The following is a 21,250-nucleotide window of genomic DNA, read 5'->3' as shown; positions in this document are numbered from 1 at the left end:
AAAAGAATACGTGTTTTCGTCGCCTGAAACCTGTCCTTGCGGTTATGCGAAGGCAGAGTAAACTGACGCTTTTAGTGGAATACTGTGAATTTTTAAGTAAACTTAACATTTTCACAAGTTTAATTTGCAATTCCGGCGTTTTTATCAGGCTTTTGATAGCAACGGTTTTAAAAAATGGCATGTCCTGACGGTGCAAAAACCTAACGTCACCGCCAGAGCTTACCGGAACATGAGCAAAAGGCTAACGCACAGACAGAAGTAACACCAGCACAGATGGGGTGATGAATGGAATTTAGTGTAAAAAGTGGTAGTCCGGAGAAACAACGCAGCGCCTGCATAGTGGTGGGCGTGTTCGAACCCCGCAGACTAACGCCAGTCGCCGAGCAGCTCGACGAGATTAGCGGCGGCTATATCAGCAATTTGCTGCGTCGCGGCGATCTTGAGGGCAAAGCCGGACAGATGCTGCTATTGCATCATGTGCCTAATATTCTGAGCGAACGGGTCTTGTTGGTAGGTTGTGGCAAAGAGCGTGAACTGGATGAGCGCCAGTATAAGCAAATCATTGCGCGCACCATCAGCAACCTCAATGAAACCGGCTCCATGGAAGCCGTGTGCTTTTTAACAGAGCTGCATGTCAAAGGCCGGGATACCTACTGGAAAGTACGCCAGGCCGTTGAAGCCACGCAGGATTGCCTTTACACCTTTACCCAGCTGAAGACCAAGAAAGATGAGCCTCGTCGTCCTCTGCGCAAAATGGTGTTCAACGTGCCGACGCGCCGTGAACTGGCAGTGGGTGAACGTGCTATCAATCACGGACTGGCCGTGGCAACAGGTGTCAAAATCTGTAAAGACGTGGCGAATATGCCGCCTAATATCTGTAATCCTCGCTATCTGTTGGAACAGGCACAGCAACTGGCCGAAAAACACGGCACCGTCAACGTTGAATACGTGGATGAAAAACAAATGGAAGAACTGGGCATGCAGTCTTACCTTGCGGTTGGACGCGGCTCTCACAACGAATCCATTATGACCCTGATCCATTACCAGGGCGCCGAAAATCCGGCTCAGGCACCGGTGGTGCTGGTGGGCAAAGGTCTCACCTTTGATTCAGGTGGCATTTCCATCAAGCCCTCAGAAGCGATGGATGAAATGAAATATGATATGGGCGGCGCGGCCGGCGTGCTGGGTGCCATGGCCTCTATCGCCGAGCTGAATCTGCCTATTAATGTGATTGGGGTACTGGCAGGCTGTGAGAATATGCCCGACGCCAATGCCTATCGCCCCGGTGATATCCTTACCACCATGTCGGGTCAGACCGTTGAGGTACTCAATACCGACGCGGAAGGTCGCCTGGTGTTATGTGATGCCCTGACCTACGTGGAGCGTTTCAATCCTGAGCTGGTGGTCGATGTCGCCACGCTGACCGGTGCCTGTGTGATTGCCCTGGGTAAGCATGCGTCTGCCGTGCTCAGCAGCCACAACCCGCTGGCCCATGAACTGATCAGCGCTTCTGAGCAAAGCAGTGACAAGGCCTGGCGCCTGCCGTTATGGGATGAATACCAGGAACAAATCGAGAGCCCCTTTGCCGATATGTCTAATGTGGGCGGGCGTCCTGCAGGTACCATTACCGCAGCCTGTTTCCTTTCCCGGTTCACCAAAAAGTACCATTGGGCACATATGGATGTCGCCGGTACAGCCTGGGTCAGCGGCGGCAAAACCAAGGGCGCTACGGGTAGACCGGTGCCAATGCTGACACAGTTCGTTATGAACCGGGCCGGTGTTGAAACCGAGGACTGATGCTTACATGGCAGACGTAACCTTTTACCTGCTTGAGCAGGAAGAGCTTGACCACAAGCCAGCGCCCCAGGCGCTGGCTTGTCAGTTGGCGGCCTCACTTTATCGGCAGAAACAAGCCTGTCTGATTCTGTGTGACAGCCAGCAGCAGGCTGAACAAATGGATGAGTTATTGTGGCAACTGCCCGCCAATGCCTTTGTACCGCATAATTTAAGCGGTGAAGGCCCGCCGCGGGGCACACCTGTGCAAATCAGCTGGGAACTGCCACAACGACTCAGTCAGCCCGTGGTGATCAATTTGCAAACGCAGTGTCCATCACTGCCCGGCAGTGTCCGCCAGATCTATGATTTTGTGCCTGCCGAAGAGACGCAGAAACAGCACGCCAGAGACAGATACAAACATTATCGCGCTGCGGGTTATCAACTGGATACCCGCCCCGCCAGCAGTTTAGATGAGAGTGAACATGGAAAAGACCTTTAATCCGCAGAATATAGAGCAGCAACGCTACCAGCAATGGGAACAAAGCGGCTACTTCAAAGCCAGCGGTCAGGGCGAACCCTACTGTATTTTACTTCCGCCGCCGAATGTCACCGGCAGTCTGCATATGGGGCACGCTTTTCAGCATACTATTATGGATGCCCTGATCCGGTATCACCGCATGAAAGGCGACAACACGCTATGGCAGTGTGGAACCGACCATGCCGGTATTGCCACCCAGATGGTGGTGGAACGTCAACTCAATGCGCAGGGCAAGACCCGTCATGATCTCGGCCGCGACGCGTTTATCGAGAAAATCTGGGAGTGGAAAGAGCACTCCGGCGGCACCATCACCTCACAGATGCGACGCATGGGCACCTCTCCGGACTGGAGCCGTGAAGCGTTCACCATGAGTGATGAGTTGTCCAATGCCGTCAAAGAAGTGTTTGTTCGCCTGCACGAAGAAGGCCTGATCTACCGCGGTAAACGTCTGGTGAACTGGGACCCGGTATTACACACGGCCGTATCTGACCTCGAAGTGCTAAATGAGGAAGAAAACGGCCACATGTGGCATATGCGCTATCCGCTGGCCGACGGCTCCGGTGAACTGATTGTTGCCACCACCCGTCCTGAGACGATGCTGGGTGATACGGCGGTGGCAGTGCACCCTGATGATGAGCGTTACCAGTCTTACATTGGTAAACAGATTCGCCTGCCCCTCACTGATCGCCTGATCACCATTATTGCCGACGATTATGTGGATCCGGAATTTGGCAGTGGCTGCGTGAAAATAACGCCGGCACATGATTTCAATGACTATGAGATTGGCAAACGTCACAATCTGGACATGATCAACGTGTTTACTGATGAGGCGCGCATCAACAACCAGGCACCTGAGATGTTTCGAGGTCTGGATAGGTTCGAAGCCCGCGAGAAAGTCGTTCAGGCACTGGAACAACAAGGCCTGCTGGTTAAAGTTGAAGATCACAAATTAAAAGTACCCAGAGGGGATCGCACCGGCGCCGTGATCGAACCCTACCTCACCAACCAGTGGTATGTGGCGGTAGAATCGCTGGCCAAGCCTGCCATTGATGCGGTGGAGTCCGGCGAAATCAAGTTTGTGCCCGAAAACTGGAACAAGACCTACTATCAGTGGATGTACAACATTCAGGACTGGTGTATTTCCCGTCAGCTTTGGTGGGGACATCGTATTCCCGCCTGGTATGACGAACAGGAAAATGTCTACGTGGGCCGTGATGAGGCCGAAGTCAGAGCCCGGCATCAGTTAGGCGATGATGTGGTGCTACGACAGGATGAGGATGTGCTGGATACCTGGTTCTCCTCTGCCCTGTGGCCTTTTGCCACGCTCGGCTGGCCCGAAGAAACCCCGGAACTGGAAACCTTCGTGCCCAGCTCGGTACTGGTAACCGGTTTTGACATCATCTTCTTCTGGGTAGCCAGAATGATCATGATGACGAAGAAATTCACCGGCAAAATTCCTTTTAAAGAAATCTACATTACCGGTCTTATTCGCGACGAGCAGGGCAACAAGATGTCCAAGTCGAAGGGTAACGTGCTCGATCCCATCGATTTGATTGACGGTATAGAACTGGAAAAACTGGTTGAGAAGCGCACCGCAGGCATGATGCAGCCGCAGCTGGCAGAGAAAATCGCCAAGCGTACCCGCCAGCAGTTTCCTGACGGTATTGCAGCATACGGCACCGATGCCCTGCGCTTTACGTTTGCGGCCATGGCTTCCACCAGTCGCGACATTAATTTCGACATGGGTCGTGTTGAGGGCTATCGCAACTTCTGCAACAAACTGTGGAATGCATCACGTTTCGTGCTGATGAACACCGAAGACCAGGATACCGGCGTAACAGGCGGTGAACTTGAACTGAGCCTGGCAGACAAGTGGATCTGGGCGCGCTTCCAGCAAACCCTGCAAACCTTTGAAGCAGCACTCAAAGACTACCGTTTCGATCTGGCTGCTCAGGCTGTGTACGAATTTACCTGGAATCAGTTCTGTGACTGGTATCTGGAGTTGTCTAAGCCCGTTCTCAATGCTGACAGCAGCACAGAGGCGCAAAAGCGTGGCACACGCCATACCCTGGTCAATGTGCTGGAGAGTCTGCTGCGTCTGGTTCATCCCTTTATGCCCTACATCACTGAAGAGATTTGGCAGCGGGTTTCACCACTTTGTGCCGACAATGCCGGCGACAGCATCATGGTGCAGTCGTTCCCTGTACAGGACAGCAGCCTCATCAATGAGCAGGTGCTGGCCGATATAGAGTGGGTTAAGCAGGTGATCATGGGTGTGCGCAATATTCGTGGTGAAATGGACATCAGCCCCAGCAAACCGTTATCGGTGTTACTGCGTAATGCGGGTGAAAAGGATCTGCGCCGGCTTAAAGACACGGAGCTGTTGCTTAGCCGCCTGGCCAGACTCGAACACATCGATATTCTGCCCGCCGGTGAAAAAGGGCCCGCGTCGGCCTCTGCCATTGTGGGTGATATGGAGGTTCTGATCCCCATGGCAGGCCTTATCGATAAGGACGCAGAGCTGGCCAGAATCAACAAAGCCATGGAGAAGCTTAACAGTGACATGCAGCGGACCGAAGGCAAACTGAACAATCAGAATTTTGTCAGCAAAGCACCGCCGGCCGTGATCGAAAAAGAGCAGGCCAAACTGGATGAGTTTCGTGCGCAAGCGACGAAATTGCAGGAGCAAAAGGAAACCATTGAGCAGTTATAAACCTGGGCAGGACGGCAGTGTTGTCGGCACGCCGTTCTGCTTATGCCGTTTTGCTTATTATGGTGTGTACCTGTTTGCTGATTAACCCACGGTGAGGCCCGAAAACAGCGGGTCTCGCATTTTGGATATCACAGGCATTTGATGACGCTGTTCAAAGAGCCACTCAAAAACATATTCTCTGTCAACGAAATGCTGCACAGTGCGGCGCTCATGTTTTGCTGGCTGTTGTTGTGGCGAGTGTCTGTACTGATGGAATACGCCCCCCATGCGAGCATCTGGTTTCCGCCTGCGGCCTTAAGCTTTGCGGCCTTTCTGGTTATGGGATTGCGGGCCATGCCTGTGTTAATGCTGTGCAGTATCATCGCCACCTTCTGGGTCGATGACATGTACCAGTCCCAGCAGCCATGGCTGCAACTGGCCAATAGCGGCATTTTATTTGGTGCCGTGCATTGCCTGAGCTACTGGCTAGGGGCCACATTGCTCAAGACTGCAGTGAAATCACTGGTGGTAGATGTACTGCCCAGGGTCATACTGTTGTTTCTCGTCATTGGCTCCCTTACCGCACTGGCGGCAGCGCTGCTAGGGGTGCAGGCTCTGCATGTCAGTGGCATGCTCTCAGCCCAGGACATCGCCACTACCTGGCTACCCTGGTGGATTGGCGATCTGGCGGCTACCATTGTATTAACGCCTCTTTTTCTCGGTCTGCTGAGCTGGCGCTACCCGCAGATAGATAACTGGTTGGGTGGCGTGGACTTTCACTCCCTTAATCAGCCTCTTAAGCCTTACCTGCTCAAACTCCTCGTCTGTGTGATGATGCTCAGCACCATCATGTTGCTGGCCCATTATTTCCCCTATGACGAGGTGGCCTTTGCGGTATTTTTCCTGATCATTCCACAAATGTGGATGGTGTATACCGAATCGGCGTTTCGCAGCGCCGTGAGCCTGGCAATATTCAGTCTGCTCACAGCAATCTGGGTTGCGGTACTCGGGTTGATGGACCAGGCACTGGTGTATCAGTTTGCCATCACCGTCATCGCCGCCACGGCGTATTTCGGGCTGGCGGTACCGGTACTGGTGGCAGACAACAGACACTTACGCAAGCTGGCCTTAAATGACGGACTGACACAAGTTTCCAACCGACTCTATTTCTTTGAGCGGGCTGAGCAGGAGCTACTGCGTAGCCGTCGCTATCAGCAACCGGTGTCGCTGATACTCTTCGATATTGATTACTTCAAGCAAATCAATGACAACCAGGGGCACAGTGCCGGGGATCAGGTTCTGGTTCAGGTCGCCAATCAGATTCAGGACAATCTTCGTCAGTCCGATATATTCGGGCGCTTTGGCGGGGACGAATTCATGTTGCTGTTACCGAATAACCACCTGGAACAGGCCTGTGAAACAGCACAACGCTTACGTCAGAGTCTGCTTCAGATTCCGGTTGATAACACGACCAAACGCCTGTCAGGCAGCTTTGGCGTGGTTGAGTTTGCCCCAGACGAAAGCGTACAACAGGCTTTTGAGCGGGCCGATGCTAACTTGTTGCTGGCAAAGCGTCAGGGGCGTAATCAGGTTGTCGCAGATCCAAAGCCGCAACCTCCCCTTAATTGAGGCTGTCGTCTTTCCAGTATTTGGTGCCTTTAATGGTTGCCTGCAAGGCAAGACCTGACTCCGTTAACTGATAGATCTCCACATCGTCGGCCATAATTTCACCACCGGCTGCCGCCCCTTTATCACCCCCTTTGGCAGCTGCATCGGCATGCGCACCGACCATCCAGCCGTGTTCAATAAAACGCTCAAAGGCCGCACGGGTCTTAAACACAAATATCGCCCGGAAGTCTTTGACCCCTAGTCCTAAACCCAGCCCGGCTTCTCCCATTTTCATATAGATGTCCTGCCCGCTCTGGTTGTCATGCGCCACACCATAGCCGCCGGAAAAACTGGCGAAAATAAGGTTCACATTGGCGTTACTAAAGACCGCGTAGCCCGGTGCAGACTTAATTTTACTGCGGATATTAGACTGGTGCGCTTCGATAGCAGAAATGGTTTGAGCACGCATCTTCAACACTTCCGCGCGTCGCTGCTCTACCGATTGCTTTGGTGTGGACGTGCAGGCCAGCAGCCCGGCACAGATAATCGCCGTGAAAATTACTCTGAACATCATCTGTCTCCTGTATGACATCATTGTTATTCCATCACCAGTTTGGCAGGCAGTGGCAAAAATCGCAGCATAATTCTTGATCGTGACCATTGGCCACTCTATAGTGATATCACTTTGATATCTATTTGCGGTAATTATGATGAGTGAGAAAATTGGATTTTCAATGAATGGCTATCTGGTGGCATTGATTCTGCTGATCCTGATCCCGGTTTCGACCCTGGGCCTTGGCCCTGTTATGAGCCACACAGTAATAGCGAGCCTGACCCTATTGGTGCTATCGCTGGGATGCCTGGCGGGCTTTTTTATGGTTCAGCCCAACCAGGCTAAAGTGATGACCCTGTTCGGCGCCTATGTCGGCACCGTAAAGGCAAACGGACTGAGATGGACCATCCCCTTCTTCATCCGCAAGAATATCTCGTTGCGAATACGCAACTTTGAAAGTGGTAAAATCAAAGTCAATGATAACCAGGGTAACCCGGTAGAGATCGCCACGATTGTAGTGTGGTCAGTGACAGACAGCGCAGAAGCCATGTTTGAGGTGGATGATTACAAGAGTTTTGTCAGCATTCAGAGCGAATCGGCGCTACGGAATATGGCCAGCAGCTACCCCTACGATCCCCATGAAGAAGAAGGCATTGCCCTGCGCAGTCACCCACAGACCATTTCAGATATTCTGAAAAAAGAGATTCAGGATCGACTGGACAAGGCCGGTGTTACCGTTCATGAAGCCCGCATCAGTCATCTGGCCTATGCGCCTGAAATAGCCAGCGCCATGTTGCAACGTCAACAGGCTTCTGCCATCGTTGCCGCGCGCACCCGTATCCTCGAAGGAGCCGTTGGTATGGTCGACATGGCGTTAGAACGACTCAAAGAAGATAATGTGGTGGAGCTGGATGAAGAGCGCAAAGCCGCCATGGTCAGCAACCTGCTCGTGGTGTTGTGCGGCGATAAACACACTCAGCCGGTGATTAATGCTGGCAGTCTTTACTAGACTGCCAGCGGCATAACGAACCCCGCCGATGTTAACCCCGAAACGGAGCCATTTTGTCTAAAAAAGCTTATCCTCTTCGTATCAATGCAGATGTACTGGCGGCCATGCAACGCTGGGCAGACGATGAACTTCGCAGCGTTAACGCACAAATTGAATATGTACTGCGCGACGCACTGGTGCGCCATGGAAGGGTCAAACTGGTACAAAAAGTGGTGACGGAGATCGAGGATGGCAACGCCGCCCCCGTGAACCAAAAAAAAGAGGGCAAGGATGGCACGCCAATTGAATAGCTAACCCGGAAATATCGTTAAACACATTTTTTTGACACCGGGAGAATCCATGAGCCAGCGTGCCTTAATTAATAATATCGAATCCTTCTCGACGACCCTGAATCAGAAACAACTGGTAAGGTTTCTGGACATTATGGATGAGATGGCCGAACTCATTCAAAAAGCACAACAGCAACCGCCTGTGGAATCCGCTTCGGTGGCCACAATGGCGCAGCAGGTTGCCGGCGTTCACTAACCGCCTTTGCTATTCAACAAAATAGGTTCCCCAGCCATCGTAATGAACCCGATGTTTATCGGCGATGGTCAGCAGTGTCTGGGTGTCCTGATTGATCTGCTCCAGATCAAGGGGCCTTTCCACCACCGCATCAAAGCAAAACAATGTGCCGCCGTCGTCGAGAATTAACTCTTCGGCGTCGCCCACCTCGAAACCGGCCTTGAACGCGTCCACCGCCGCTTTCTCCAGGCGATCGAAGTTGTCACTGGCAAAGTGGTATTCGATGGAATGGGGTTCGCTGGCGCTGGAACCATCGTCCAACAGGGCCTGTATCGTTTCCTGGTTAAAGTCGTACCACTGGCTGTGTTCTGGGTTCATTATTACATTCTCAATATCAATTTAGCCGCAGTCTAGCCCAATAGGGGGGACAGAAGAAAGCCTGTCGCTACACAGATTTTTCACTTTGTCCCCGACGGCCCCATACCAGACTCCCGGGGGCTGTTTATTGCGCCGCTTCCAGTTCAGCCACTTCTTCATCCAGGGCCCGGATTTTCTCCTGCATTTGCGCGTGAAAGTAATCACTCCACTCTTTCACACTACGACTCTTATCCAGCTCCACGGGTGCGGTGACTTCCACCAACACCACGCCATTATTCCAGCGATTGAGACGGATTTTATTGTGCAGGTTACTGGCACAAATCATTGATACGGGCTCCTTTGTGCCACGGGCAATCAGAAACGCACCGCTCTTGAACGGCAGCAACCCCCGCCCGTAGCTGCGGGTCCCCTCGGGAAACAACCACACAGACAGCCTGCGCTCGCGAATTTTTTTGATGGTTTGTTTCACCGTATTACTAGCTTTGCTGGAATTCTTGCGGTCGATGAGGATATTACCTGACAGCCAGTACAGTTGGCCCATCAGCGGTACCCAGGCCAGACTTTTCTTGCCTACGGTCACGGTGCCTGGCTGCGTGGCTGAGCAGATGGTAATGAGATCATAGCTGTTCTGATGATTGCCGATATACACCACCGGCTGCGTCGGGTTGAGTTTGTCCGACACCCTGACCACCACTTTTACTCCCAGTAATCTGGCCATCGTGCCATAGGCTCTGGCACTGTAATGCACGTTGTTGCGATGAAAGGGCCGCACAACACACATCAGCAGCAAAAACAGATTAAGCAGAATAAAGTACAGCAGAATAACAGGTATGCGGATCAGGGCTAACACTCAGGCTTCCGTTAGTTAAATCAGGCGCCAGAGTATACCTTTTCTGTGAGTACAAGATATCTGATCAGTCCGGCATTTCTGCTAAACTGATCCCGCTTGCTATTATTTACACTTTACCGGCCGATAGTCTTGAATAGCAGCTGGTATAATAGAATGATTCAAAGGCCCGCAACTGTTCATGCCGGGTAGTTTTCAGTGGATACCTTTTCCAACGAGGCAGCCGTATTAATGCAAAGTTTTCGACCCGACGATCTGGATGATGACATCCTCACCGACCTGCTTGAAGAAATTAATGAACTGTATGAAGCCAGTGAACAAACCCTGATGGAACTGGAGTTGCAGCCCGAAGATAACGAGCTGCAGCGGGCGTTATTTCGCTCCATACACACCATCAAAGGGGATTTGGGGCTGGTGAATTTCACACCGATGATCCCCTTGCTTCAGCATGTGGAAGACCTGCTCGATTATTTGCGCAAAGGTCAGATTCAGTACACCAGCACCATGAGTGATCTGGTGCTGCTGACCATGGACAGGGTCAAGCTGTTTGTAGAGGCTTGCAGTCGCCACGGTGTGGCAAAGTATGATGCCGAGCTGTACAAGCTGCTGGCGAAACACATCGCCCGGATCACGCCCCAGAATGCCACAGAGCATGAAAAGCTGCTGACCGAATCAGTCTTACTGCTGGACCCGTCACTGGATGCCACCCCAAAAAGCGAGGCTGCGGAAGAGTCGGCGCAACAAACGGCCGAGCAGGCGCTTAACCACATAGGCTTAACCGCCGACACCGAAGATGCAGAGCATAAGGATATTCTGTTCTTCCGAGAACTGATGGAGCCGGTTGAAAAACGCTCCAAGTACTGGGAAGGCCGGGGCGACCGTATCGCCAGACTGGCCCTGTTTCTGAATAAAATGCGCGGCAGCCCTGTAGAGCCAAACCAACTGGCCGTCGCCTGCTATGTGCATGACTTTGGCATGGCCTTTATGCCCTTGCGCGTACTGCACAAAGTGGAACCCCTGGATCAGAACGAATTTAATCTGATGCGCTCACATGTGTACAAGAGTGCGCGCTTGCTGGAACATCTGGATCAGTGGAACGAAGCCCGCAAAATTGTCATCCAGCATCATGAACGTATGGACGGGTCCGGTTACCCGTTGGGTATAAAGGGTGAAGAGATCTGTGAAGGGGCCAAGCTGTTAGCCATTGTCGATACTTTCGACGCCCTCACCCACTCACGGGCGCACCAGGGGCATCACAAACGGCCTAAGAAACGGGCCGTGATGGAAATCAATAAAGTCGCCACCAGCCAGTTTTGCCCTAACTGGATAAAAGTCTTCAATAAGGCCATGGCAAACCTGCTACTCAGACAAGGCGAATAGACAGCCTCAGTCATCAGTCCAAAAAAACAGTCGGGTCATACCCCTGGTGTCTTCAGGTATGACCCGCCTTAGGCGATTATCGCTGAGCACCCGAAACGAGCCGATCTTTTCTAGCTCAGTTAAATGGGGCAGAGACAACGTCATCTGACCGGTTTAATCATAGCGCCTGGCTACACCCGATAGTCAGCCAGAGGTGGACGTTTAACTTTGAACTGCCTCTTTTTTATTAGAAATAATTATAGCCGTGTCATAATCAATTAGAATCGCCAAAAATGAATAGCGGGGACGTATATCTCATGGAGTGGAAATCTATCAATTTTGATTGGAATCATGCGAAGACATTCCTGGTTACCGCTGAGGAGGGCTCGTTTTCTTCAGGCGCGGCGGCACTCGGCGTATCGCAGCCCACATTGAGCCGCCAAGTCAGCGCATTAGAAGAAAATTTAGGTGTGACGTTATTCGCAAGAAGCTCAAAAGGGATTACGCTGACACCCCATGGTCAAGCCTTGTTGCTCTATGTCAGAGAAATGGCTCGGCTTGCTAATCAGCTATCCTTTTCTGCAACAGGTCGGTCAGAAGAAATTGAAGGTAAGGTCATCGTATCGGTCACGGATCTGGTCGCTATGCATATCTTGCCCGACATTCTCAAAAATTTTGCACTTCAGGCACCCAGTATCGACATTGAACTCATAACTACCGACAGCCTGAGTGACCTTCATGCTCGGGAAGCTGATATCGCGATTCGCGCCTCCAGGCCCAAACAGCCAGAACTAATAGCAAGAAGACTGCGTGAAGTACGAGCCCACTTGTATGCCTCGAAGGAGTACATTGAACAATTAGGAAGGCCATTGGATCTGGATAAATTAAAACGAGCAAACTATGTCGGCTTTGCGGTAGGGAGTCCTTACATGTCCCTGCTCCAACAGTACATTGGTCAACCACCTCAACGTTCACCCTTGGTTATTGATAGCAGTATAATTCAATGGGAATACATCAAAAAGGGTATGGGGATTGGCTTTATGGTAGAGGATATTGGTGACAAGGAGCCGCTTGTCGAGAGGGTAATGCCTGATTCACCGCCACTCTCTTTCGAGATATGGTTAGTCGTACATAGAGAGTTGAGATCAAGCCGTCGATTAAAAATAGTGTATGACTATTTAGCTGAGCACTTAAGTGTTTGATGAAATGTACTGAAAGCTACTGATAGTAGTGTAATAGCCTGCCAGAACTCCCAGATTGAAAAACTGACTACCACCTTACATTTTATAAGAGGAGAACACTTGAAAAATATGGCACCCCAGGAAGGTTATAGGCATATTTTTGACTACAAATTGTGTTGTTGGTATACATTCGTTCACATTGTACTTCGCGCTGATTTCTCTTTTTTATTGTCCTGTTGGCTTCTTTGCACTCTTACTAATATTGCAAATACTATCGAATAATCGAACTCTCAATGACGGGCACTATTTAGGGTGCCTGGCTCAGTTTTGATTTAAGACAGAGCGTAACCCTACTTCATTCTTAGCTATACAAATATGCATATACCGCCTTCAGTTTGTGCTATTCAGCAATCACCTGGCTTTTGAAATAATCCTCCCATTCAATAACAAAGCGCTAACGGCTCCGCCACACTTTCGCTCTCATAAACCATTGTGGAGATTAAGTTTATGCAACATCGTACACAGACAATACTGTCGACACTTTGGATATTCATCGTCCTGAATATGTTTGCCAGAGACATTCATGAATTGGGCAGGCCAGGTATGTTGGAACAAATGATGTCTGGCGTGATAGACGGGGTGGTGATCACTGAAGAACTCATGCTTATTGGCGGCCTGATGATGGAGGTGTTCCTAATAATGGTCGTCTTGTCGCAAGTATTAACCTATCGAATTAATCGTATTACCAACCTTGTCATGGCCTTTATTGGAATAGCCATCGTAGTTGCAACTAACTTAACACCAGATTTGGATAATATTTTCTTCATGGTCATCGAGTTGACTGCGCTATTGGCGATTATTTTCAAGGCTTGGAAATGGCACGAACAACCTCAAGCTGATGCTTAATTTGAAATTACAAAAAGAGTAAATAGACATGAAACAGTTCTTTAGTCATTTGTGCATGGTAATTTTTATTGTTATATCGCCAACATCATTCGCTGATGAGCATTGTGATAATGCAGAATGTGTCGATCTAAGCAGGGTGAGTGATTCAAGTAAGAAAGCCGGTCTAGCCTTTGTTGCGTTGGTTGGTGCGGCAGCTGCTACTGCTTACTTAATCATGAATGATGATAAGACTGAGAACAAAGAGGATTTTTTAAGAAGAATGAATGAGTATGAAAAAGGAATGGGAATGCGCTTAACTTCCTATGATAGCGTGTTAGATGTCCGCCTTATGGCAAGACCCAAAAGTGACTTTGAATCCACAAAGTATATTAATTCTTTGAGTTATATTGTGGATAGGCACCGTTATAATTTAATTCACCTTAATATTGAATTTTAATGCTAATAGCTGACAGACTGGGTTTCTGCGACGACTACAACAGAAGCTTCAGTTTGTCTTTGCCGTTGCTTGCAAAGCACATACAAATAAAAAAGGTCACAAATAAAAGGGTCGATCCATATTAACAACCAGCAGTCATACTGTTCTTTTGCCTAAGCTAGCAAACTTATCTGAAAATGTCCGTTAGTGACTGCTTACAGCCTGCCAACTTAAGTCGGAACATCTCAGGCAATAGATCAGGTATGTGCCACTCCGCATTGAAGCGGGCCCGGAAAAAACCGGGCTTACTCCGGTTGCTCGATATCTGGCTCGGTTTGTTGTGGCAGTATGACTTCTATATCATCCACCCGTTGCAAGCCTCGCGGCAGTTTGTGTCCACGACGTCCACGTTCGCCGCGGAAGTGGGCAAGATCTTCCTGGCTCAGGCTCATGCCACGTTTACCGGCAATGATTTTCACCTGCGCACCATCGGGCACAACCGTTAACACCTTCACATACTCTTCGCGGGTTTTCGCTTTAGCCGAGCTGATGCTGATGATCTTGTTACCTTTTCCTTTACCCAGGGTAGGCAGATCTTTGAGCGGGAACATCAACATCCGCCCTTCGTTGGAGATGGCCAGACACCAGTCAGAGTCAGGATTTCTGACACGCTGAGGAGGTAACGCCTTGGCCGCCGTTGGCAGGCTTAAATAGGCTTTGCCGTTTTTATTTTTGCTGACCATGTCGGCAAACTGACCAATAAAGCCGTAACCTGCATCAGAAGCAATCAGGAATTTGTCTTCTTCGGCGCCCATCACTACATGTTCAATGGTCTCACCGGCCACAATATTAAACCGGCCGGTGAGTGGTTCGCCCTGACTGCGCGCCGACGGCAAGGTGTGAGCATCGCAGGCAAAGGCGCGCCCCGATGAATCAATAAACACGGCAGGCTGATTACTGCGCCCCCTGGCATCCGCCAGATAGGTGTCGCCGGCTTTGTAACTGAGTCCGGCGGCATCTACATCATGGCCCTTGGCACACCGTGCCCAGCCTTTTTCTGATACCACAATGGTGACCGCTTCTGAGGGAACCAGTTGTTTTTCAGATAATGCTCTGGCCTCACCCCGTTCCACCAAAGGCGAACGCCGGTCATCACCATAGGTTTCGGCATCGGCGAGAATTTCTTTTTTAATCAGGGTTTTAAGCTTTCTGTCTGAGGCCAGCAGGGCTTGTAGTTTATCCCGCTCTGCACTCAGTTCATCCTGCTCACCGCGGATTTTAATTTCTTCCAGGCGGGCAAGATGACGTAATTTGAGCTCCAGAATGGCTTCTGCCTGCGTATCGGTCAGACCAAAGCGCTCCATCAATACGGGCTTGGGGCTGTCCTCGGTACGAATGATATGAATCACTTCATCGATATTCAAAAAGGCAATCAGTAAGCCTTCCAGAATATGCAGGCGAGCCAGTACCTTATCCAGTCTGTACTGGAGTCGGCGCACCACGGTGTCGCGTCTGAACGCTAACCATTCCGTCAGAATAGTGCGCAGATCTTTGACCTGCGGACGGCCATCCAGACCAATCATGTTGAGATTGGCGCGATAGTTCTTTTCCAGATCTGTGGTGGCGAACAGGTGCTGCATCAGCTGGACCACATCCACCCTGTTTGAGCGCGGAGTGATCACCAACCGTGTGGGATTTTCATGATCTGATTCATCCCGCAGGTCGCTGACCATAGGCAGCTTTTTGGCCTGCATTTGCGCCGCAATTTGTTCCAGCACCTTGGCCCCGGAAGCCTGGTGTGGCAGTGCCGTAATCACAATTTCACCATTGTCTTCGGTGTACACCGCACGGGACTTAATCGAGCCACGGCCGGTTTCATAGATCTTCACCAGATCTTCACGGGGGGTGATGATTTCGGCTTCGGTGGGGTAATCCGGCCCTTTTACAAATTCCATTAAGTCGGCCAGCTGGGCCTTGCTGTTATCCAGCAAATGAGCACAGGCATGGGCCAGTTCACGCACATTGTGAGGGGGAATATCGGTGGCCATACCTACCGCGATACCGGTAATGCCGTTGATCAGAATATGTGGCAGTCGCGCCGGCAACACCTTGGGCTCTTTGAGGGTACCGTCAAAATTGGGCTGCCAATCGACCGTGCCCTGACCCAGTTCACTCAGCAGCACTTCACTGAAGCGTGACAACCGGGCTTCGGTATAACGCATGGCGGCAAAGGACTTCGGATCATCCGGTGCCCCCCAGTTGCCCTGACCATCCACCAGCGGATAGCGATAGGTAAAGGGCTGTGCCATTAACACCATGGCCTCATAACAGGCGGAGTCACCATGGGGATGGAATTTACCTAACACGTCACCCACAGTACGGGCCGATTTCTTGTATTTGGCATTGGCGCTCAGCCCCAGATCCGACATGGCGTAGATAATGCGCCGCTGAACCGGTTTCAGGCCATCGCCAATATTCGGCAGGGCACGGTCCATGATGACGTACATGGAATAGTTAAGGTAGGCGTCTTCTGTAAAGTGTCTCAGAGGAAGTTGTTCAACACCTTCAGCACTGATAGTGATTTCATGACTCATAGGTACACATTTTCTTATTGTGAAATCAGGTAATGTAACGTAGTGGGTTGCTGTGCCCGCAGACCAAACCCTGATGGATTCCCCCGCGCCCGTCTTTTCTGTAGCGAAAGGTGCAGACAGCAACCGTTTTATTAAGCTTACCGGATTGCAGCCTCTCAGGCACCCTGCATTTAGCCTCCACAACTTAGCATTGGTATCCCTCTGGGGACAATGGTTAAATAGAGAAATACAATACTCTTCACTGGAGCCAGCATGTCCTTGTTCAGACTGTTAATCAGTTGCTGTCTGTGTCTGATATCACTTCAGGTCAGTGCGCAGGTGAGCCTGCAGCTGATAGACAGTGACAAAGTGCAGTCACTCAAAGGACAGTATCGGGTGCTCTACGACGACAAAGGCACGCTGGATATCAACGAGGTCATGTCCAGATTATCCGAGTTCTCCTGGCCTGACAGTCAGAATCCGAATTTTGGCTTTGGTGATGAAGCCATCTGGTTGCATACCAGTTTCAGCAATGTCAGCCAGGCCTCTCAGTGGGTCATTGATTTAAGTTATGCCCAGAATGACCGGGTCGACTTCTATCTGATGGACGACGGCGTGCTGCTGGCCCATAGCACCCAGGGTAAAGAACATTCACAGGCCTATCGCTTTCCGACGCTGGAAACCCGGCTGCCCTTTGCCACCCGGCTGGATCTGTTTATTCGCATTCAAAGCACCGGCGAAGTGCGGGTGGCACCACTGGAATTGATGTCTAAATCCGCCCATGACCGCTTTTTGGCGCTGGACAATCTGCTCTGGGGCGCGTTTTACGGCGCCTTGTTGATTTTACTGCTGTATAACCTGACCCTGTTTGTCAGCCTCAAAGATGCCAGCCTGCTGGTGTATGGGGCGTACATTATCAGTGTGTTGTTGTGGCAGTTTGTATGGGGCGGGCACCTTCAGCAATTTACCCAAAGCCCGGTCACGCCATGGCTGAACCAACACGTAGACTTGTTGTTTATTCTGGTCGCCCTGTGCGCGGGGCTGTTTACCCTGGTGTTTCTCAACGCGCCGAAAACCGCGCCCCGCACCAGCAAGCTGATTTATATAACACTCAGCACGCTGTTGATACTGGGACTGTTTTCACTGACATCACTGCTGCCTGAATCGTGGCAAAGTAACCTGGTTTTTGTGGTCGGCATTCTGGCCATTTGCAGCTTCCTTTATGCGGGCTATGAAAGTTATGCCAACCATTTCAAACCGGCCCGCTACTTTATTTTCGCCTGGAGTATTCTGCTGGCCTGTGCACTGGTGGGCATGTTGGGCTTGCTGGCCATTCTGCCCTCCAACGCCTTTACCACCTATAGTTTTCAGGTTGGTGTCTTTATTGAAGTGTTCCTGTTCTCGCTGGCACTGATGGAAAAGAGCCAGAGTAAACTGGCATCATCGGTTGATACCGTGACCGAAGACTTGCGCAACAATATCGAAATTATTGAAGAGCAAAATGCGCGCCTGGATATCGCCCGCAAACAGGCGGTACAGGCGAGTAAAATTAAATCTCAGTTTCTGGCCAACATGAGCCATGAAATCCGTACACCGTTAAATGCCATCCTCGGCTTTAGCCAGGAGCTGGCACAAACCCCGTTACCGCCGCAGAAGCAGCAACATTTACGCATTATCAATTCCTCCGCCAATAGCCTGCTCAATATCATCAATGATGTGCTCGATTTTTCCAAAATTGAGGCGGGTAAATTACAGATCAGCAACGATCCCTTTTCGCCTGTTGAGTTGCTCGAAGAACTGAGCGACATGATGGCGCGCTCAGCACACGCCAAAAATCTGGAATTTATTTGTGACCTCAGTCCCCTGCCACAGAAGCTCATCGGCGATGCGCCGCGCATCCGCCAGGTACTGACAAACCTGCTCAGCAACGCGATCAAATTTACGCGTCATGGGCATGTAAGACTGGCGGTCAGTGGTGAGGATCAGAGCAACGGTTTATACGAGCTCGTCTTTGTGATTGAAGACACCGGCATCGGCATTAAGAGCCAGGATCGGCATCGGCTGTTCAGCGCCTTTTCACAGCTGGATGCCGCCATTAACCGCGAGTATCAGGGAACGGGATTAGGACTGGCCATTAGCCAGGAGCTGATCAAGATGATGCATGGCAACATAGAACTGCAGAGTGAACAGGGGCAGGGCAGCGAGTTTACCGTGCGCTTGCGGGTGCACAAGCTCAGTTATCGATTGGGCGTGGAAGCCAGTGAAAACTGGCGGGACAAACAGGTGTTGCTCTATGACCGCTACCCACCATCCCGGCGCGCCCATGCCAGACTACTGCAGCACCTGGGCGCAAAAATTACCAGTACTGACAGCCTTCAATACCTGGCAACCTGTGAGGATACCTACGATTACCTGATGTTTTCCTGCACGGAAGACAGTACCGATGTGTGTCCATTGCAGATCCAGATGCTGCAAAATGTTAATGCTCAGCAGCGCATATTACTGGAATGCTCTCAGCGCCCCTTTATGCATCCAGACAAAGAACAGCTTTTCCACTATGTGCTGACTCGCCCCATCACGCCCAATAAGCTCAAGGGATTGCTCGAACCTGCACCGGTACTGCAGCCCGACCGGTTCAAAAACAAGCTGGATACCCTGCCCGAGGCCAGAGTGCTGGCGGTTGATGATATGGAAATCAACCTCAGCCTGCTGAGTACCTGGCTGAAAAATTCACGTATCCATCTGACCCTGAGTTTCAGCGGTCGGGATGCCGTTGAGCGCTGTGAAACTGAAGCCTTCGACCTCATTCTGATGGATGTACAGATGCCCGGGCTGGACGGGCTGGCGGCAACACAACTGATTCGCAGGACCCAACAGAATCAGGGCACCCCCATTGTTGCGGTCACGGCCCACGCCTTCAGAGAAGAAAAAGAAAAATTGCTCAATTCGGGCATGGACGATTATCTGCCAAAACCCATCGACTTTGATGCACTGATCACCCTGATTAAAAGATGGTGTCAGCCGCTGGTGCAAGACACGGTGCAAACCCTCGACTGGAGCCTGGCGGTACAACGGGCAAACGGAGATGAGGACAGCGCCAGAGCGCTTTTACGCAGCTTTATCCAGCAACTACCGGATTTCAAAGAGCAAATCGCCTCTGCGGTGATCAATGAGGAAGAACTGAACCTGCAACAACTGATCCACAAACTGCATGGTGGCTGCTGCTATACCGGCGTACCGGCACTGAAAACCCTGTGCGAAGAAACCGAAAGCCTGCTGAAACAAGGCCAGCGCCAAGAAGCCATTGCCAAACTGATGTTTCTTGATGAAGCGTGCGATCAGGTCATTGCAGAAGCGTCTGCCTTTTTACAACAAGGCCAGATGCAACCGCGGCAGAGCCCCTAGCCCTGCTTAATAGTGTTCAAGGGCTTTTTGTTGGCAGGATTTTAGCAGCTCAACAAACTCTCTTTCTTCGCGGTCCAGTTCACTGGCATACAGATAAAGATCATAGCCAAATGCCTCGCGCATGCGCTGCATCCGATGCGCCAGCATGGCTATCATGCCGCGGTACACCTTACCCTCAGGCGACTTGAAGCTATCGTCTTCAATCAGCGAATCACTGTAGCAGCCACCCCCCACGCACTGCTGACGCTGAGCCTGTAACAGCAATGGACGTTGTTGCATCAGAATATTACTGGCCAGGCGCGGAGAAATATTATCCAGCAGCGGAGCATAGTGCTTAAGACGAATGCCCACTAATTCCAGTGGCTCATGGCTGAGCCCCGTATGCAGGCGTGGGATATCCACACGCTGAATATTGTTCCAGTCCAGGCTGTAACTGCCAAAACGATGAAGGTAGGTAAACTTGTCTGGCGTCAGCTCGAAGCTGTACGCCGGTTCACGAATTTTCAGCCAGCCAATGAGGATCGTCACCAACGATGCGCTGGTCAGAAAAATGCCCGCCAGCTTCAATATTTCCGGCATCCAAACCAGCCACATGGCACTCAGAAATAAGGCTACCATCCCCGCCAGACACAGGGTAAAACCATTGCGTTTAACACCCGCGCGAATACGAATAATGTCACTCATAATTACAGCCAGAAAAGCTCCAGTAACAGGTACATCAATGCGCCCCATAACAGCGCTGCCCGAATCGCTCTGCACCTTGGGCAGTCACTGAAAAGGGACGATTTCTTATCACTACTTTTATTTTTCTGCATCAGATCCATGTCAGGTATATGCTTTTGCCTGTGGTATCATAGATCAATTATTTTATTTGTTTACGGCAAAATCCAAATTCGTCACAGACGCGTATCTTTGCCATCGATTATTATTTGAGATCACACTATGTCCGATGAGATTAAGCATCATTATCAGAAAATTATAGAGCTGCTGGGAGAAGATGTCCGCCGTGACGGCCTGGTCGACACCCCAAAACGGGCGGCGACCGCCATGCAGTATCTGACAGATGGTTATAATAAAACACTCAGCGAAGTGGTGAATGATGCGGTATTTGAGTCCGACACCGATGAAATGGTCGTGATTCAGGACATTGAATTCTATTCACTGTGCGAACACCACATGCTGCCGTTCATCGGACGCTGTCACATTGCTTATCTGCCCACCGGTAAAGTACTGGGCTTATCCAAGTTTGCCCGTATCGTGGATATGTTTGCCCGTCGCCTGCAGATTCAGGAAGGCCTCACCAAACAAATCGCCGAGGCCGTGCAGGACGTTACCGGTGCCAAAGGCGTCGGGGTGATCATGGAAGGCAAACACATGTGCATGATGATGCGCGGTGTACAAAAACAGAATTCTTCCATGGTGACGTCCGTAATGCTCGGCCATATGCGCTCAAATCAGGCGACCCGCAACGAATTTTTACGTCTGATTGGTAAGTAGTCCTGGCAT

General features: G+C 50.9%; 18 protein-coding genes. 13 read left to right on the top strand and 5 right to left on the bottom strand.

The genetic code is table 11. The features are described 5' to 3' along the window. The first annotated feature begins 285 nt into the window (after positions 1-285). The 4 genes from pepA to CCY32_RS05645 all read left to right on the top strand — a co-directional run bounded on the left by pepA (position 286) and on the right by CCY32_RS05645 (position 6,635). A complete protein-coding gene (pepA, locus tag CCY32_RS05660) occupies positions 286-1,797 on the top strand; it encodes a leucyl aminopeptidase (protein WP_088329614.1) in 1,512 nt (503 codons plus the stop codon). A gap of 7 nt (positions 1,798-1,804) precedes the next feature. Further along, positions 1,805-2,275: a DNA polymerase III subunit chi gene (locus tag CCY32_RS05655; protein WP_088329613.1), complete on the top strand. Its 471-nt coding sequence runs from the start codon at positions 1,805-1,807 to the stop codon at positions 2,273-2,275. Then, the gene (locus tag CCY32_RS05650; RefSeq protein ID WP_088329612.1) at positions 2,259-5,027 is read left to right on the top strand and encodes a valine--tRNA ligase; all 2,769 of its coding nucleotides are present in this window, start codon (positions 2,259-2,261) and stop codon (positions 5,025-5,027) included. The genes CCY32_RS05655 and CCY32_RS05650 overlap by 17 nt, the downstream gene beginning before the upstream one ends. A 141-nt stretch (positions 5,028-5,168) precedes the next feature. After that, complete coding sequence (locus CCY32_RS05645) at positions 5,169-6,635, top strand: diguanylate cyclase (protein ID WP_088329611.1); 1,467 nt, start codon at positions 5,169-5,171, stop codon at positions 6,633-6,635. Here the strand turns inward: CCY32_RS05645 and CCY32_RS05640 are convergent. After that, a complete protein-coding gene (locus tag CCY32_RS05640; RefSeq protein ID WP_246840537.1) occupies positions 6,628-7,188 on the bottom strand; it encodes a YSC84-related protein in 561 nt (186 codons plus the stop codon). The two genes, CCY32_RS05645 and CCY32_RS05640, sit on opposite strands and share 8 nt — an antisense overlap. A 136-nt stretch (positions 7,189-7,324) precedes the next feature. On the opposite strand from CCY32_RS05640, the gene CCY32_RS05635 reads away from it, so the two are divergent. From CCY32_RS05635 to CCY32_RS05625, 3 genes are read left to right on the top strand one after another with little or no spacing between them, the layout of a single operon-like run. Then, complete coding sequence (locus tag CCY32_RS05635) at positions 7,325-8,176, top strand: SPFH domain-containing protein (RefSeq protein WP_088329610.1); 852 nt, start codon at positions 7,325-7,327, stop codon at positions 8,174-8,176. A gap of 50 nt (positions 8,177-8,226) precedes the next feature. Next, positions 8,227-8,466: a hypothetical protein gene (locus CCY32_RS05630; protein WP_088329609.1), complete on the top strand. Its 240-nt coding sequence runs from the start codon at positions 8,227-8,229 to the stop codon at positions 8,464-8,466. 49 nt (positions 8,467-8,515) lie between these two features. Beyond that, positions 8,516-8,701: a hypothetical protein gene (locus CCY32_RS05625; protein WP_088329608.1), complete on the top strand. Its 186-nt coding sequence runs from the start codon at positions 8,516-8,518 to the stop codon at positions 8,699-8,701. Positions 8,702-8,710: 9 nt separating this feature from the next. Here CCY32_RS05625 and rraB read toward each other — a convergent pair whose 3' ends face one another. Both rraB and CCY32_RS05615 read right to left on the bottom strand, forming a co-directional pair. After that, on the bottom strand, positions 8,711-9,058 hold the full coding sequence (gene rraB, locus CCY32_RS05620; protein WP_088329607.1) for a ribonuclease E inhibitor RraB: 348 nt from the start codon (positions 9,056-9,058) through the stop codon (positions 8,711-8,713). 124 nt (positions 9,059-9,182) lie between these two features. Beyond that, positions 9,183-9,908, bottom strand: a complete 726-nt coding sequence (locus tag CCY32_RS05615) for a 1-acylglycerol-3-phosphate O-acyltransferase (RefSeq protein WP_088329606.1) — start codon at positions 9,906-9,908, stop codon at positions 9,183-9,185. Positions 9,909-10,136: 228 nt separating this feature from the next. On the opposite strand from CCY32_RS05615, the gene CCY32_RS05610 reads away from it, so the two are divergent. The 4 genes from CCY32_RS05610 to CCY32_RS05595 all read left to right on the top strand — a co-directional run bounded on the left by CCY32_RS05610 (position 10,137) and on the right by CCY32_RS05595 (position 13,787). Beyond that, complete coding sequence (locus CCY32_RS05610; RefSeq protein WP_088329605.1) at positions 10,137-11,285, top strand: HD domain-containing phosphohydrolase; 1,149 nt, start codon at positions 10,137-10,139, stop codon at positions 11,283-11,285. Between the two features lie 296 nt (positions 11,286-11,581). Then, the gene (locus tag CCY32_RS05605; protein WP_168171434.1) at positions 11,582-12,466 is read left to right on the top strand and encodes a LysR family transcriptional regulator; all 885 of its coding nucleotides are present in this window, start codon (positions 11,582-11,584) and stop codon (positions 12,464-12,466) included. Between the two features lie 486 nt (positions 12,467-12,952). After that, positions 12,953-13,351: a DUF6326 family protein gene (locus tag CCY32_RS05600; protein WP_088329603.1), complete on the top strand. Its 399-nt coding sequence runs from the start codon at positions 12,953-12,955 to the stop codon at positions 13,349-13,351. Positions 13,352-13,379: 28 nt separating this feature from the next. Next, positions 13,380-13,787 (top strand): hypothetical protein, encoded by a 408-nt coding sequence (locus CCY32_RS05595; protein ID WP_088329602.1) that lies wholly within the window; start codon positions 13,380-13,382, stop codon positions 13,785-13,787. 284 nt (positions 13,788-14,071) lie between these two features. Here the strand turns inward: CCY32_RS05595 and parC are convergent, their stop codons facing one another. Next, positions 14,072-16,360 carry a DNA topoisomerase IV subunit A gene (gene parC / locus CCY32_RS05590; RefSeq protein WP_088329601.1) on the bottom strand — a complete coding sequence of 763 codons (2,289 nt, stop codon included), beginning with the start codon at positions 16,358-16,360 and terminating at the stop codon, positions 14,072-14,074. A 252-nt stretch (positions 16,361-16,612) separates the two neighbouring features. Between parC and CCY32_RS05585 the strand changes: the two genes are divergently transcribed. Further along, positions 16,613-19,744: a hybrid sensor histidine kinase/response regulator gene (locus CCY32_RS05585; protein ID WP_088329600.1), complete on the top strand. Its 3,132-nt coding sequence runs from the start codon at positions 16,613-16,615 to the stop codon at positions 19,742-19,744. 6 nt (positions 19,745-19,750) lie between these two features. Here the strand turns inward: CCY32_RS05585 and CCY32_RS05580 are convergent, their stop codons facing one another. After that, entirely contained in the window at positions 19,751-20,428 is a 678-nt protein-coding gene (locus CCY32_RS05580) for a DUF2982 domain-containing protein (RefSeq protein WP_088329711.1), read from the bottom strand. 258 nt (positions 20,429-20,686) lie between these two features. Between CCY32_RS05580 and folE the strand changes: the two genes are divergently transcribed. Next, entirely contained in the window at positions 20,687-21,241 is a 555-nt protein-coding gene (gene folE, locus CCY32_RS05575) for a GTP cyclohydrolase I FolE (RefSeq protein ID WP_088329599.1), read from the top strand. Positions 21,242-21,250 lie beyond the last annotated feature (9 nt).

Origin of the sequence: Lacimicrobium sp. SS2-24, from assembly GCF_002201535.1 — a bacterium.
Classification (GTDB): domain Bacteria; phylum Pseudomonadota; class Gammaproteobacteria; order Enterobacterales; family Alteromonadaceae; genus Lacimicrobium.
This window is presented reverse-complemented; position numbering and strand designations above follow the sequence as displayed.

Excerpts from the sequence above, each read along its gene's own strand:
- pepA (WP_088329614.1), top strand. The coding sequence starts at position 286 with ATGGAATTTAGTGTAAAAAGTGGTAGTCCGGAGAAACAACGCAGCGCC.
- CCY32_RS05655 (WP_088329613.1), top strand. The coding sequence starts at position 1,805 with ATGGCAGACGTAACCTTTTACCTGCTTGAGCAGGAAGAGCTTGACCAC.
- CCY32_RS05650 (WP_088329612.1), top strand. The coding sequence starts at position 2,259 with ATGGAAAAGACCTTTAATCCGCAGAATATAGAGCAGCAACGCTACCAG.
- CCY32_RS05645 (WP_088329611.1), top strand. The coding sequence starts at position 5,169 with ATGACGCTGTTCAAAGAGCCACTCAAAAACATATTCTCTGTCAACGAA.
- CCY32_RS05640 (WP_246840537.1), bottom strand. The coding sequence starts at position 7,188 with ATGATGTTCAGAGTAATTTTCACGGCGATTATCTGTGCCGGGCTGCTG.
- CCY32_RS05635 (WP_088329610.1), top strand. The coding sequence starts at position 7,325 with ATGAGTGAGAAAATTGGATTTTCAATGAATGGCTATCTGGTGGCATTG.
- CCY32_RS05625 (WP_088329608.1), top strand. The coding sequence starts at position 8,516 with ATGAGCCAGCGTGCCTTAATTAATAATATCGAATCCTTCTCGACGACC.
- rraB (WP_088329607.1), bottom strand. The coding sequence starts at position 9,058 with ATGAACCCAGAACACAGCCAGTGGTACGACTTTAACCAGGAAACGATA.
- CCY32_RS05610 (WP_088329605.1), top strand. The coding sequence starts at position 10,137 with ATGCAAAGTTTTCGACCCGACGATCTGGATGATGACATCCTCACCGAC.
- CCY32_RS05605 (WP_168171434.1), top strand. The coding sequence starts at position 11,582 with ATGGAGTGGAAATCTATCAATTTTGATTGGAATCATGCGAAGACATTC.
- CCY32_RS05600 (WP_088329603.1), top strand. The coding sequence starts at position 12,953 with ATGCAACATCGTACACAGACAATACTGTCGACACTTTGGATATTCATC.
- CCY32_RS05595 (WP_088329602.1), top strand. The coding sequence starts at position 13,380 with ATGAAACAGTTCTTTAGTCATTTGTGCATGGTAATTTTTATTGTTATA.
- parC (WP_088329601.1), bottom strand. The coding sequence starts at position 16,360 with ATGAGTCATGAAATCACTATCAGTGCTGAAGGTGTTGAACAACTTCCT.
- CCY32_RS05585 (WP_088329600.1), top strand. The coding sequence starts at position 16,613 with ATGTCCTTGTTCAGACTGTTAATCAGTTGCTGTCTGTGTCTGATATCA.
- CCY32_RS05580 (WP_088329711.1), bottom strand. The coding sequence starts at position 20,428 with ATGAGTGACATTATTCGTATTCGCGCGGGTGTTAAACGCAATGGTTTT.
- folE (WP_088329599.1), top strand. The coding sequence starts at position 20,687 with ATGTCCGATGAGATTAAGCATCATTATCAGAAAATTATAGAGCTGCTG.